12 protein-coding genes are annotated in these 13295 nt (G+C 46.1%); all 12 read right to left on the reverse strand.

Translation table 11 applies throughout. The features are described from left to right. Positions 1 to 507 precede the first annotated feature (507 nt). On the reverse strand, positions 508 to 1662 hold the full coding sequence (locus R7Z77_RS17675) for a flagellin (protein WP_005382038.1): 1155 nt from the start codon (positions 1660 to 1662) through the stop codon (positions 508 to 510). A 427-nt stretch (positions 1663 to 2089) separates the two neighbouring features. Continuing rightward, on the reverse strand, positions 2090 to 3283 hold the full coding sequence (flgL, locus tag R7Z77_RS17680; RefSeq protein ID WP_005382037.1) for a flagellar hook-associated protein FlgL: 1194 nt from the start codon (positions 3281 to 3283) through the stop codon (positions 2090 to 2092). 13 nt (positions 3284 to 3296) lie between these two features. Further along, complete coding sequence (gene flgK, locus R7Z77_RS17685) at positions 3297 to 5237, reverse strand: flagellar hook-associated protein FlgK (RefSeq protein WP_033906929.1); 1941 nt, start codon at positions 5235 to 5237, stop codon at positions 3297 to 3299. 160 nt (positions 5238 to 5397) lie between these two features. Next, on the reverse strand, positions 5398 to 6324 hold the full coding sequence (gene flgJ / locus R7Z77_RS17690; protein WP_031779079.1) for a flagellar assembly peptidoglycan hydrolase FlgJ: 927 nt from the start codon (positions 6322 to 6324) through the stop codon (positions 5398 to 5400). A 16-nt stretch (positions 6325 to 6340) separates the two neighbouring features. Then, the gene (locus tag R7Z77_RS17695) at positions 6341 to 7432 is read right to left on the reverse strand and encodes a flagellar basal body P-ring protein FlgI (protein ID WP_005393118.1); all 1092 of its coding nucleotides are present in this window, start codon (positions 7430 to 7432) and stop codon (positions 6341 to 6343) included. 43 nt (positions 7433 to 7475) lie between these two features. After that, complete coding sequence (gene flgH / locus R7Z77_RS17700) at positions 7476 to 8255, reverse strand: flagellar basal body L-ring protein FlgH (protein ID WP_213967739.1); 780 nt, start codon at positions 8253 to 8255, stop codon at positions 7476 to 7478. 30 nt (positions 8256 to 8285) lie between these two features. Beyond that, entirely contained in the window at positions 8286 to 9074 is a 789-nt protein-coding gene (flgG, locus tag R7Z77_RS17705; RefSeq protein WP_005382032.1) for a flagellar basal-body rod protein FlgG, read from the reverse strand. A gap of 18 nt (positions 9075 to 9092) precedes the next feature. Next, positions 9093 to 9842: a flagellar basal-body rod protein FlgF gene (gene flgF, locus R7Z77_RS17710; RefSeq protein WP_005382031.1), complete on the reverse strand. Its 750-nt coding sequence runs from the start codon at positions 9840 to 9842 to the stop codon at positions 9093 to 9095. A 331-nt stretch (positions 9843 to 10173) separates the two neighbouring features. After that, entirely contained in the window at positions 10174 to 11487 is a 1314-nt protein-coding gene (gene flgE / locus R7Z77_RS17715) for a flagellar hook protein FlgE (protein WP_005382030.1), read from the reverse strand. Between the two features lie 30 nt (positions 11488 to 11517). After that, positions 11518 to 12228, reverse strand: coding sequence for a flagellar hook assembly protein FlgD (flgD, locus tag R7Z77_RS17720; protein WP_005382029.1), 711 nt, complete (start codon positions 12226 to 12228; stop codon positions 11518 to 11520). Between the two features lie 17 nt (positions 12229 to 12245). Beyond that, positions 12246 to 12659: a flagellar basal body rod protein FlgC gene (gene flgC / locus R7Z77_RS17725; protein WP_005393132.1), complete on the reverse strand. Its 414-nt coding sequence runs from the start codon at positions 12657 to 12659 to the stop codon at positions 12246 to 12248. A 5-nt stretch (positions 12660 to 12664) separates the two neighbouring features. Continuing rightward, positions 12665 to 13060 carry a flagellar basal body rod protein FlgB gene (gene flgB, locus R7Z77_RS17730; protein WP_005382026.1) on the reverse strand — a complete coding sequence of 132 codons (396 nt, stop codon included), beginning with the start codon at positions 13058 to 13060 and terminating at the stop codon, positions 12665 to 12667. Between the last annotated feature and the right edge of the window lie 235 nt (positions 13061 to 13295).

Raw genomic sequence — 13295 nt, forward strand, 5'->3', positions numbered from 1 at the left:
TGGTGATTTCTCCAATTGATTTTCCGGTGTAGCGGTTTCCGACGTCTCGGAAAACCAAGTAGTTCTCTCAAAGTTACCTCTATTAACGACACCAAATTCAGAAGCTTTAGAAAAAAGTTTAAAAAAATAACATTGCGAGATTTAGCTAATAAAATTGAAGAAAAGTAAGAAAGAGTACTCAAGTTTCCACAAATCGAGCCGAGAGGGCCAAATTGTATAGAAAACCAGCAAAAGGAAACAATTAAAGGTTAGTTCGCAGACGATAGACGTGAAAATTAGAAAAGAAAAAGCCCCTTTTCCTTTGAGAGAACTGGGGCTAGGTTGGTCGCCAGAGCCTATGTGGAGATCAAGAGAAATGAACACATTTCCGGCATACCGAGTGAAACTTTACATTGAAAATGATTGGCAGGTGAGAGATGAGAGAGCCGCTCATTCTATTGTAAAGTTGCTTGCCAAAAGCCTGCATTCCCATCCACGTCTGAATGTATTGAGTACAGGCTAAGTAAACTACTGCAATAGTGACATTGCAGAGTTTGGCAACTGTTTCGCTTGAGCAAGAATCGATGTACCTGCTTGTTGCAAAATTTGTGCTTTGGTCATTTGCGTGGTTTCTTTCGCAAAATCTGTATCTTTAATTCGGCTGTTCGATGCGTCAACGTTTTCTTGGATATTCGCCAAGTTGTTGATGCTGTGACTCAAACGGTTTTGCTTCGCACCTAAGTCTGCACGTTGCGAGTCTACGTATTTCAGTGCCGAATCCAGCACAGAAATCGCGTTTTGAGAACCTTGTACCGTGGTCATATCAATATCTTGTACTGACGTTCTGATAGGTTCATCACTCAGGCCAAGCTCAGATGCTAATCCACCAGAAATGGAAATCTCGCCCTGAACGTTTGGGTGCGCGACAAAAACTTGCAGCTTGCCATCTTCACTTACAGACGCATTAATCATATCAGACTGACCATTAATGTAAGTGGCAAGCTCTTCGATGTCGTCGCCCGCTTTAGCATTAATATTGATTTCTAGATCATCAACATTGCCGTCTTCGTCTTCACCCATACCTGGTAGCGTGATCTTCAAGTCAGATTTAGCTGGGTCAACACTCCAGTTTTTATCTTTACCGTTCTCAGATAAGAAGGTCACACCACCCATGCGAGTATCGTCCGCACGAATGCTGGTGAGTCCCATGATCATGGCTTCACCTGAGCTCGCACCAATCTGGAATGCCGCTTCACCGAATGAGCCGTTCAATAGACGACGACCACCAAATGAAGTGGTTTCTGCAATACGGTTTAGCTCGTCAATCAATGCCATTGACTCTTCGTTGATCGCCTGACGCTCAGCCGGAGAGTTAGTACCGTTCGATGATTGAATCGCAAGGTCACGCATTCGTTGCATGACAGAGGTTGCCTCATTCATCGCACCTTCAGCGGTTTGTGCAATCGAGATACCATCGTTCGCGTTACGCATTGCGACATCTAGGCCACGAGACTGTGCAGTTAAGCGGTTAGAGATCTGTAGACCTGCCGCATCATCTTTTGCACTGTTAATCTTATGTCCTGAAGATAAGCGCTCCATCGACGTGTTTAATTCATCAGTCGCTTTGTTTAGGTAACGCTGCGCGGTCATCGCGGAGACGTTAGTACTAACTGTTACAGCCATTTTGCTCTCCTGTTGAGTTCGCAAGCTTTTGCGAAGCGGCCAGCTTTACTCTCATTTGGATAAGCACTGACCGTAAAAGTTACTTGCTAAATCTGCCTTAAACGCAGGGTTTAGAATCTCTAAATCTGTTCTGATATTTTCAATACAATTTGTGTGCCAACTTGCGTAAATTATTTAACTACTTTTAAAAGAATCAAATAAACAATAAGTTAGCTTTATCATTAAGCTATTTCCGGTTTGTCAGCCTCATCTTAGCCCAAGGGTATTGAACGCTGCCCTGTTGCCGCCCGACTTGCCTCCCGCATCATTGCCGCTTTGGGTAAAATCGTGCCGCATGACATCTCAGAGTCTCAGGTTACGTCGACTTATCGCGCTTAAGGCTTTGCACATAAGGCATCAAAATCAGACAATGTGTATGAGTGTCATACTAGATGTAGTTAAACAACGTTAGATCTTTGGTCTTACCGAATGCTTGTTGCGATGCCTGTAACGCTCGCGAGTTTTCACTGAACTCGATCACGGCTTTGGAGTAATCCAAGTCCTCAAAGTTGCTCTTCGCTTTTGCCAGAGACAAATTAAAGTCTTCATGATTTTGCTCTTGGATATCCAGCGTACTCAATCGAGCACCGGCATCTGTACGCGCTTTATTCAAATGGATAAAAGCAGCGTGGAATTCTTCTGTCATTTGGTGCAATTTAGCAGTCGCCGACGTATCCGAAACCGATTTGTCTGACCATGCCATTGCATCCTTGAAGGTATCGAAAATGCTGAACTCTGCCCGCTTTTCGATCTCAATGCTGTCACCAGGCGTAATTTGGCCTTTTACGTGCACTTTCAGGCCTTTGTATTCAATCCCTTTCTCTGGAGAAAACTCATCGGCATCCACTACTTTGCCGTTACGCTCTAATTGGTAACCAAATTTGCCGTTATTCATATCGACAAATGTCACGCGATACGCCGCATCATCCTTAGCGTCAACGTTAGTAGCTTTGTTTAGCAACAGCTCAGAGCCGTTTTGTAGATCGTAATTCGGCTGATAATCGCCAAATGGGTTTGGTATCTCCATAAACAGCTTGCTGCCAGGATCGTTCATTGGCATCTCAAGCATGCTGGAGACTTTCATTTTGCGCTGATAATCGTCCCCAGCGTATTGAACACTACCGTCTTTATCGCGATAGAATGGTTGGCTTTTTGGCTTAGTACCCGCAAACACGTAGTTACCAGATTCATCTTGCGAGTTCACTAAGTTAAGGAAATTGTTCGCAATCTCTTCTAACTCACGCTTCTTTGCTTGTCGGTCTTCAGCAGAAAAGGCACCGTTAATCATCTCCATCGTTAAGCGCTTCGACTCGTCGGCAAAATTCTCCGCATTGGCGATATTAACTTCGTGGTTTTCTAGACGATTACGCACCAACACTATAGAGCTAAGATATTGTTGTAGCTGCTCTTGTTGCTGACTAATGTTTTGGATGTAATGCGCAGCGAGGGGGTCGTCACTAGGTTTCAGTAACTTTTTCCCTGAAGCAAGTTGCTCTTGGTTGTGGTGAACCTTATTCTCTTGACGACGCAGATCATTTTGTACGGACTGATAGTTATGGAAACTAGAAATTCGGGTTAGCACTTATCTCTTCTCCTTACCTCAGTTGTAAAATGGTATTGAAGGTATCATTCGCCGCTTGCATCACACGTGATGAAGCCATGTACGCTTGTTGAAACTTCATCATGTTGGCCGCTTCTTCATCGAGGTTAACACCAGAAATAGAAGCAACGCGCTCTTGCGCCGCTTCATGCTCTAAACGAGCGACGGAGGCTAAACGGTTTGCTGTAGAAGACTTCAGTCCAACTTCGGTATTGAGGTTATGATAAACATCGATCAAGGTACTGGATTTTCCATCCATCATCTTGTCTGTTTGGATCTTCTGCATTTTTCTCAAGTTGCCGTTACCACCTTCAGAAGGCACCAAGTTTGCGGTGAATTTATCATTCATCAGTGCGCCTTCGCTCAACTCAAACACGGTTGCATCGCCGTTTTTATGCAGCGGATGACTTTTCGGCACTGATATTTCAATCTTCGGGTTATCTTTATCTAACGGGTATGAGTATTTGTCCGATAGTAAATTACCCTTGTTATCCGTGATCTTTAACCACGGCTTATCATGCTTCTCGTCGGCTGGTTGTACGGTAACCTCAAACTCTTTAACATCCCCCGCCTCACGAATTTTAAACTTGGCGTTACCTTGGGCAAAAGTGGTTGAGGCTTCATAACTTTGTGCGGCAATAGCTTTTGCGTCATTGGTTTCCATCTTTATGATGGCTGCACCACTTCTCGTTGGGCGTAGCAATACGCGCTCACCGGCGGCAAGGCCTTCACCAATTTGCACTTTCATACCATCCAGAACAAACGACGAATCCGAACGGTCGATGTTCAACGACATTTGCTCACCTTTCGGTGTTGTCACGCTGTATTGGTCGCCATCATAACGCAGCGAATATTCACCACCTTTGATCGCGGAAATATCCTCGATGTAAACCGCAACATCAGCTTGTGAGTCAGGTGCAGCAAAAACTCGAGATTTTGCCACCAGCTCAGAGTTCACGTCGGTAAATACGTCTTTACCTATCTTGCCGTTGAGATCCAGACCTTGAGATTGCAGCTGATTAATTTTGTAGGAGAAACCCGTCGCTAAACGGCCCATTTCATCTTGCAGTTGTGGGATGTGTTTGTCGCGCATTTCAAGTAAAGCGCCGATTTTGCCATCCATATCATCAGACTTGATCGCTTTAATGCCATTCCCTTCCACCATTGCTAATCGTCTTTGATGAACATCCGGATAGCCATCGATCATTTTGAGCTGGCTTGCTTCCGTGCCAGAAACAAGAGTGTGTCCATTGCCGATATGAACATTAAACCCTTCCGCATTTTTGCGTGGGGTTACGGTAACTTTGGTGTATTCTGACAGCTCAGTAACCAGCTTTTCATGCTGATCCATCAGGTCATTATGTGGACCGGGAGTACGCATCATCAGTCGATGAATATCGCGAATTTCCAACGCAAGTTGATTAACGCGCTCAATGCCCATATCCAATTTTTTATTGGTGACATCAGATTGCAGTCGCACGGTTTCGTGGAAATCATTTAATGTATCAGAGAAGATTTTTGCCTTTTCCAATACCACTTTTCGTGCCCCTAAATCGTTCGGGGTATCTGCCATGGTTTTTACCGCATCGAACCACTCATTCAGGTTCTCGGGAATTTTCTTCGATGCCACAGAGCTCAACATGCTAGAAAGCATATCAAGATTATCTTGGGTATCCGTTTTGTTGGCATTGTTGGTCGACGACAGGTTCAGTTCATTCACGGCAAACTGATCCCACGAGCGGCGAACATTTTCCACATGCACACCCATGCCGTAGGTAGAACCACCGAACATGCGCGGATCATTCGTGCCTTGGATAACAGACTGACGGCTATAACCCTCTGTATTAACATTAGAAATATTATGACCAGTGGTGTTTAATTGTCTCTGAGCAGTAAGCACACTTTGAGTACCTACATTCAGAAGATCTGACGCCATACATGCCCCCAAAAACGAAATATAAATCGGCAAAACCGATCACCTAGACACATTAAAAGCAAAAGATGTGCCAAGTGATAGAAAGGCGTAGATATTCAGATAAAGTGAAGGCTTGCACTATGGCAAGCCTTCGAGAACGTCATAAATTGGCGCAGAGACATTACATACTTTCGATTTTATCCTTCACCTGCAGGACTTTATCTGCGTAGTTCGGATCGGTCGCGTAACCCGCACTGTGGATACCGCGAATAAACGACTCTGAGTTCCCGCGTTGCTGCAATGCTGTCTCGTAACGTGGGTTGTCATTCAAAAATCGTACAAAGTCATTAAAGCTGTCTTCGTAACTTGAGTAGGAGCGAAACGCTGCCGTCTCTTTCACTGGCGTGTTATCGTGGAACTCTAGAGTTTGAGTCGTCACTTTGTCACCCTGCCAGCTTCGATCTGCTTTGATGTTAAATAAGTTGTTGCTGCTGCCACGCGCGTTCTTCACGACCTTTTGTCCCCACCCCGTTTCCAAAGCGGCTTGCGCAAGTAGCAAAGATGGCTCGACACCTAGGGCTTTCGCAGCTTTCTCCGCGTATGGCTTCATCGAGTTAACAAAGGATTCTGGTGAATCGAATCGAGTGGGTTCATTGCTTGGTCGAGATAGCTGACCAGACTCAATCAAGCGCTGTTCAATCTCGCGCGCTTTTTTCGGGTCAACACGACGATATTCCGCAGCATTGTTTGCCGCATCACGCATAGCCGTTTCTTTTTTGTCGTTCCCTTGCCCAGCCGTTAATTGCTTAACAATCATATCGGCCAGTCCCATTGAACCAGACGAACTCAATTCACTCGCCATCTGTTCATCCAACATTTGTCGGTAGAACTTCTCGTTTTGGCTGTTCATCATGTTGGACTCAAAGCCCTCATTGGCTTCACGCATGGATTTCAACATCATCGAGGTGAAGATCGATTCGAACTGACGAGCAGCCGCATGCAATGCTTCTTGCTCGCCATCTTTTCCCTCTTTCACTGCTTTTTGACGCAGAGTATCCAGAGAACTGATGTCATGGATAAAACCAATGTCGTTAGGATTGTTCATTATACCTACCTCCTAACCATTAAATGATGATCAACTGGCCTTCAATGGCACCAGCTTGTTTCAATGCTTGTAGAATTGCCATCAAGTCCGAAGGCGCAGCTCCGACTTGGTTCACGGCACGGACCAAATCATCCAACGTTAAGCCTGGTTCGAACTTAAACATTTTGCCTTGTTCTTCGCTGACTTCGATATCCGAGTCTGGTACGACAACGGTTTGCCCACCAGAAAAGCCGTTAGGTTGGCTAACATTCAGGTTTTCTTTGATCGCAACCGTCATGCCGCCATGCGTTACTGCTGCAGGTTTAAGACGCACATGCTTACCAACTACGATGGTGCCCGTTCGTGAGTTAACGATGATTTTGGCTGCACCATCTGCTGGGTCGAACTCTAGGTTTTCGATTGCCGATAAGAACGCAACACGCTGGCTGACGTCACGAGGAGCACGCACGCGCACTGATGTCGCGTCAACAGCGCTCGCCATTTGTGGGCCAAGGAAGTTGTTTACAGCATCCGCCATACGTTGAGCCGTTGTGAAGTCTGACTCAAGCAAGTTGAACGTGATGTAATCACCACGACCAAATGGGTTTGGAATTTCTCGCTCTACTGTCGCACCACTAGAGATAAGACCAACGGTTGGATTGTTACCTACGATTTTAGAACCGTCAGCGCCTTCAGCACTGAAGCCGCTCACTACTAAGTTACCTTGAGCAACCGCGTAAACTTGACCGTCGAGACCTTTGAGGAACGTTTGCAGCAAGGTGCCACCACGCAAACTTTTAGCACTTCCGATGGAAGAGACAGTCACGTCCACTTGCTGACCCGGTTTAGAGAAAGGCGGCAATTCTGCCGTAACCATGACTGCGGCAACGTTTTTAATTTTTGGCTTTGTACCCGGCGGCATCTGAATGCCGAAGTTTTGCAGCATGGCGGCGAAACTTTGCTCTGTAAACGGGTTCGCTTCACCCGTACCAGGTAAGCCTGAAACCAAACCATAACCCACGAGTTGGTTGCTTCGTACACCTGCCACTTGCGCGACGTCTTTGATACGTGCGGCTTGGGCTACGGTAGAAAACAGAGCAACGCTCATCAGTACTAAAAGGAGTTTTTTCATGCTTACTTATCTCTTGCAGTCAAATTGCCGTCAGCACGGCGTGTTATAGCGCTACACTAAAGAATCGTGCCAAGAAGCCTGGCTCTTGCATATCTTGTTGCAAACCAGTGCCAGAGTACTGAATTCTTGCGTTAGAAACACGATTTGATGCAATGGTGTTGTCGAAATTAATATCATCCGGACGAATAGTGCCACTTAAACGTATGTACTCATCACCTGTATTTAGCGTCATCCACTTCTCACCGCGGATCACGAGGTTGCCGTTTGCCAGTACTTCAATCACCTCAACAGTGATGTAACCACTGATGCTGTTGCTCTGCTTTGCAGAAGAGTCACCTGCAAATGAGTTGGAGTTGTTTAAGTCATAAGAGAAATTATATTTTCCGCCAATTTGCAGCTCTTCTCCGCCAACTTGAAGCGGGTCCATTTGCGCTTCATTGGTTTTCGATAAATCGGCATTTGCGCTTTTCGTCGCACTGGTTGTCTCATCCAGTGTTACGGTAATAATGTCGCCAATACCACGTGGTTTAGAATCGTCGTAGAGATCGGTAATGTGCTCGGCGCTAAACAACGAACCTGTTGCAGCAGCATAATGCTCAGGTTTGTTTTTCGGATGAATTGGAGCCCAAGCAGGGTCGCCAGCAACCGGATCGCTTCTACCACGTAAAGTATCTACAATACCGCTGCTCTCTTCTTTCGATTTATCGCCTTCTACTGCGTCGACCACAGTGGTTGCTTGTGTCACTTCATCCGTTTCAATCGGTTCCAACATGGCACAGCCCGACATCGTAGCAATCAAAGCGAGTAGGCAAATACGTTTCATCGTGAGCTCCTCAAATCTTGCTCTTAATCGTTACAATTGCTGGTTAACGAAGCTCATCATTTTATCGACTGACGAGATCACTTTTGAGTTCATTTCGTAAACGCGCTGGGCTTCGATCATGTTGACCAACTCTTCCGTTACATTCACGTTGGACGCTTCCAACATGGATTGACGAATTTCGCCCAAACCGTCCAAACCAGGAACACCCTCTTGTGGATCGCCACTGGCACCCGTTGGTAAGTAAAGGTTCTGACCAATTGGCTCTAGGCCACCCGGGTTAACAAAGTCTGTAATGGTTAGCTGACCAACGACTTGGTTGTCTTGCTGACCTCGGACGCGAACCGACACTTCACCATCCGTACCGACAGTAATAGAAATCGCATCTTCTGGAATCACAATTTCAGGCTCTACAGGGTAGCCAGAACCCGACGTGACTAACGTGCCTTCACCATTTAGCGTGAACTGACCGTTACGGGTATAACCGATGTTGCCGTCCGGCAATGTCACTTGAAAAAAGCCGTCGCCTTCCACCATCATGTCCAGTGCGTTGGTCGTTGTCTGCGCATTGCCGTGCGTGTGCACTTTTTGCGTCGCAACCACTTTAGAACCCGCACCTAGCATCAAGCCACTTGGCAGTTCCGTGTTCTGAGATGACTGGCCGCCAGGCTGGTTGATGTTCTGATAGAACAGATCTTCGAATACTGCACGGCTCTTTTTGTAGCCGACAGTAGAGGCGTTCGCCAAGTTGTTCGAAATCGTGGCAATGTTGGTTTGTTGGGCGTCTAGACCTGTTTTACTTACCCATAGTGCTGGATGCATAGTGAACCTCTAACTCTGTTAACTCATACGAAGCAGTGAATCTGAAGATTTATCCATTTCTTCAGCTGTGCTCATCATCTTGACTTGCATTTCAAACTGACGTTGTAAGTCAATCAATGCGGTCATTTCACCTACGGCATTCACGTTACTGCCTTCTATCGCTCCCGTCTGGAGACTAACAGTCGCGTCTGCTTCGTAAGGTTGGTTTGGAGTTTTATGGCGAAATAAGCCATTGGTGTCTTTAAACAAGCTTTGATCATTAGGCTTAACGAGCTTAATGCGATCAACCGCTTGGAATTCTTCTGCCGGGGCACCTTGAGGAAGTACAGAGATGGTGCCATCCCGACCGATTTCAATTTTGGAGAGAGGGATAGGCAAAGTAATCGGCGCGTCGTTTTCACCCAGCACCAAATGACCACTTGCGTTGGTAAGCATGCCATTTTGATCGACTTTTAGGTTGCCGTTACGGGTCAACCCTTCTTTCCCTGTATGATCGAGTACCGATATCCAACCGCTGCCTTCAATCGTCACATCCAGATCACGCCCTGTTGTAATCACGCTACCTTGAGCAAAGTTATGCCCTGGACGCTCTGTCATGCTGAATACACGTGAAGGATGGCCTTCACCATAAGCCTGCATTGAGCGAGCCTGTGCTAAATCAGCCCGAAATCCGGTCGTGCTTACGTTAGCCAAGTTATTAGCGCGCAATTGTAGTGCCTGCATATTTTGCTTGGCGCCACTCATTGCGAGAAACAGTGCGCGATCCATAAATTACTCCAAAAAATCTCTCTGTACACGGAGTAAAAAGCAATAGTTATGCCAAAACAAAAATAGACTTATTAATCAATACTTTGAATTAAAAATCAACAATGAAAAGAGGTCAATAGAGGCAGAAAACTGTAACGAGAGGCAAGGTTTTGATCCATACGGCGGCAACAGCGGCAAATCGTAGTTCAAAGCATGCTTAGCCTGAGTGAGGTGTATTCAGGCTAAGCATCAGATGAATGTCATGATGAAAATGAACAAAGCGGCAATTACTAAGAAGCAATCACACGCCATTGCTTACTCAAGCAGAGTATCGAATGACCCAGCTAGTGCTCTAGCGGATCTGTAAGATATTCTGTTGTAGTTGGTTGTGTACTTCTAGCGAACGTGAGTTTGCTTGGAAGTTACGCTGAGCAGAGATCAGGTCCACCAACTCCTGCGTCATATCAATGTTTGACTGTTCCAGCATACCGTTATTGATGGTGCCGAAAGAGCCTTTATTTGATTCACCCCAGATCTTGTCACCAGAGAACTGCGTTGAATCCCATTGAGTGCCGCCTTTCTTATCCAGACCTTGCTCGTTTGGAACACGTACGAGAGCAACACGACCCAATGTAACGTTTTCACCGTTTGAGTAAGTTCCCAATACGCTGCCGTTTTCATCGAAGTCAACTTTGGTTAGGAAGCCCGTCGTTGCACCGTCTTCGTCAAACTTAGTCAGTTCGAACGGAGCCGCAAACTGTGTTGCTGAGCCTAAGCCGAAGTTAAGCGTCTGCGCAGGATCGGCACCATTCATATCGACTGGTGTCGTGTTCGTCGCCGGATCGCCCAGAGCCACAGAAGTGATTGGCTGACCATTGTTCAAGCTCGCCAACGTACCATCGTTGTTGAACTTCATGGTATGCCCCACATGACCTGTTGGCGTTTGCGCATCACCAGCCGCAACATTTAAAGGCTTTTCACCTTCTTTATCTGTCACGGTGTAGTAAGTGTTCCATGTATTTGGCTGAGTCTGATCTTTCAAGTAATACGTCGTTAGCTTGTAAGACTGACCCATCGAGTCATAAATTGTCGAAGAGGTTGAACGGTTGTATGTATCTGGGTCTGAAAAATCAAACTGCGTTGGATCTTTCAAATCGCCGTTCGCTGGCAAGTTCACACCCACTTCAATGTTTGCTGTTTGTTTTGGCTTACCAAATTCAGCAGGAATATTGATGGGTTGTGGCTCGTATGAAGAAACCTCACCAGAGCTTGGGTCCACTTGGTAACCTAATAAGAACTCATCGTTCGCGGTCACCATGTAGTTTTCTTTATTTAAGTGAAATGCACCATTACGTGTCAGTTCATTCTGTTGTGGAGTTAGACGCTCTTTCGCTACAGCGAAAAAACCTGTCCCCGAAACACGCAAATCCATTGGGTTGTTGGTGTAAATGCTAGAGCCTTCATGGAACTGCTGTGCCACTTGGCTTGCTTGCGCACCACCACCCGGTGTGGTTTTTGCGTTAGTAAATAAAGAGTTAGAGTAGACATCAGCAAACTCAGCACGGGACTCTTTAAAGCCGTAAGTGTTGGCGTTCGCAATGTTGTTACTGGTGGTGTTCAAATCCAGTTGGGCGGCGGACAAACCGCTTAAAGATACATATGACATTCCAAAATCTCCTAATCTAGCGAGCTATGACTACGCTTTGCCGACTTCCAATACTTCTGCAAGTCGAACTGGCGATTCAAAACCAGCCAGATTGAGTAATACGTTTCCGTCACCTTTGCCAAGCAATACGCTGTTTACGTTGGCGTATGTCGATACTGGGAACTCTTGCGACTCCCCTTCAACTAAGCCAGACGCTTTCACTTTGTATTTGCCAGCTGGCAGTGGATTTCCGCTTTCATCTTTACCGTCCCAAAGCACACGCGTGTCGCCGGCTGGTTTCGCCCCTACCTCAAAGGTACGAACCAGTTGGCCAGCTTCATCCTCTACACGAACAAACAGATTATCGATAGATTGTGAAAGCTTAACCATTGCCGCCATTGGTGCGTCGTCCTGCTTCACACCTGCTGCTCCTGGGACCAATACGTCACGCCCTACCAAAGAGGAAGCTTGTAACGCTTGATTTGATGTCATTGACGAATTCAAACTCTCAAACTGAGTGTTCATCTTGCCAATGCCATCAACGGTCGCAAATGAAGCCATTTGCGCAATCATCTGGTCATTACTTACCGGCTTAAAAGGGTCTTGCTGAGACAGTTGCTTCGTGAGCAATGATAAGAAGTCTTCCTGTTTTAGGTCCTGCTTACCCGTGCTCTCTTCCGCTTTCTTGTTACTCTCTTGTAGACTTTTAAGCTGGTCGATATAGGACAAGCCGCTTTGACCAACGTTGTTAATTCCGGCCATACGCTACCCCCTTATCCTTATTGACCCATCTGCAGCGTACGCAGCAGCATTTGTTTACTAGAATCAGCGACCTGTACATTAGTTTGGTATGCACGAGAAGCTGAAATCATGTTTGCCATTTCTTCCATTACATTGACGTTAGGCTTGTAAATGTAGCCTTCTTCGTTTGCAAGGGGATGGTCTGGGTTGTACTCCGCACTCAGCGGTTTATCACTTTCTACAATACCCATCACTTTCACTGGCACCGTATCACCGCCACGCATGGCGTTACTTAACTCTGCACCAAACACTGCATGACGCGCTTTGTAAGTGTCTTTCGCAGAGCTGCTGACACTGTCGGCGTTCGCCAAGTTGCTTGAGGTAGTATTCAGACGAACGGATTCAGCGCTCATTGCGGAACCTGTCACATTGAAAACGTTAAATAAGCTCATCTAAATTATTCCCCTTTGATTGCTTTGGTTAAGTTCTTGAATTTGCTGCCTAGAAAGTCGAGTGATGCTTGGTGTCTGATTTGGTTTTGCATAAACAAGTTACGCTCTAAATCCAAGTCTACCGTGTTGCCATCTCCCGTATCTGGTTGCGTAGGAAGACGATATAACTTGTCCCCAACCAACGTTGTAGTGGCAGGAATATGCCGACCATCTGTGCGACTAAGACCAATGCTTGCCCCAGATGTTGCCGCTTGCAATTCCTTCGCAAAGTCTAAACCTCTTGCTTTGTAACCAGGCGTGTTTGCTTGTGCGATGTTGGTGGAAATCACCTCTGCATTGCGCTCACGTACGCCCACCGTGTGCTGGTGGATGCCTAGTGCGTTGTCAAAAGATATAGCCATGTTTGCCTCTACAATTAAGAACTGACCGTGATTGATAACCAAAAAGCAATTAGCATGCCAAAACCTAAAGCATTACACCAACCTAGTGGTTACCGTGAATTGAAATAGCAATAAGTGAGCCAAAGTAACTGGAATGTCATGTCGTATTACTTTGTTCACTTAATAAAGATACACCGTGTTGAGGGCACAAGGCAAAAACGCGCTTCAACTAATTGAGTGATACATGAAACGCTCG

The sequence above is a fragment of the Vibrio sp. 1401 genome, assembly GCF_033340295.1.

Excerpts from the sequence above, each read along its gene's own strand:
- R7Z77_RS17675 (WP_005382038.1), bottom strand. The coding sequence starts at position 1,662 with ATGGCTGTAACAGTTAGTACTAACGTCTCCGCGATGACCGCGCAGCGT.
- flgK (WP_033906929.1), bottom strand. The coding sequence starts at position 5,237 with ATGGCGTCAGATCTTCTGAATGTAGGTACTCAAAGTGTGCTTACTGCT.
- R7Z77_RS17695 (WP_005393118.1), bottom strand. The coding sequence starts at position 7,432 with ATGAAAAAACTCCTTTTAGTACTGATGAGCGTTGCTCTGTTTTCTACC.
- flgH (WP_213967739.1), bottom strand. The coding sequence starts at position 8,255 with ATGAAACGTATTTGCCTACTCGCTTTGATTGCTACGATGTCGGGCTGT.
- flgG (WP_005382032.1), bottom strand. The coding sequence starts at position 9,074 with ATGCATCCAGCACTATGGGTAAGTAAAACAGGTCTAGACGCCCAACAA.
- flgF (WP_005382031.1), bottom strand. The coding sequence starts at position 9,842 with ATGGATCGCGCACTGTTTCTCGCAATGAGTGGCGCCAAGCAAAATATG.
- flgE (WP_005382030.1), bottom strand. The coding sequence starts at position 11,487 with ATGTCATATGTATCTTTAAGCGGTTTGTCCGCCGCCCAACTGGATTTG.
- flgD (WP_005382029.1), bottom strand. The coding sequence starts at position 12,228 with ATGGCCGGAATTAACAACGTTGGTCAAAGCGGCTTGTCCTATATCGAC.
- flgC (WP_005393132.1), bottom strand. The coding sequence starts at position 12,659 with ATGAGCTTATTTAACGTTTTCAATGTGACAGGTTCCGCAATGAGCGCT.
- flgB (WP_005382026.1), bottom strand. The coding sequence starts at position 13,060 with ATGGCTATATCTTTTGACAACGCACTAGGCATCCACCAGCACACGGTG.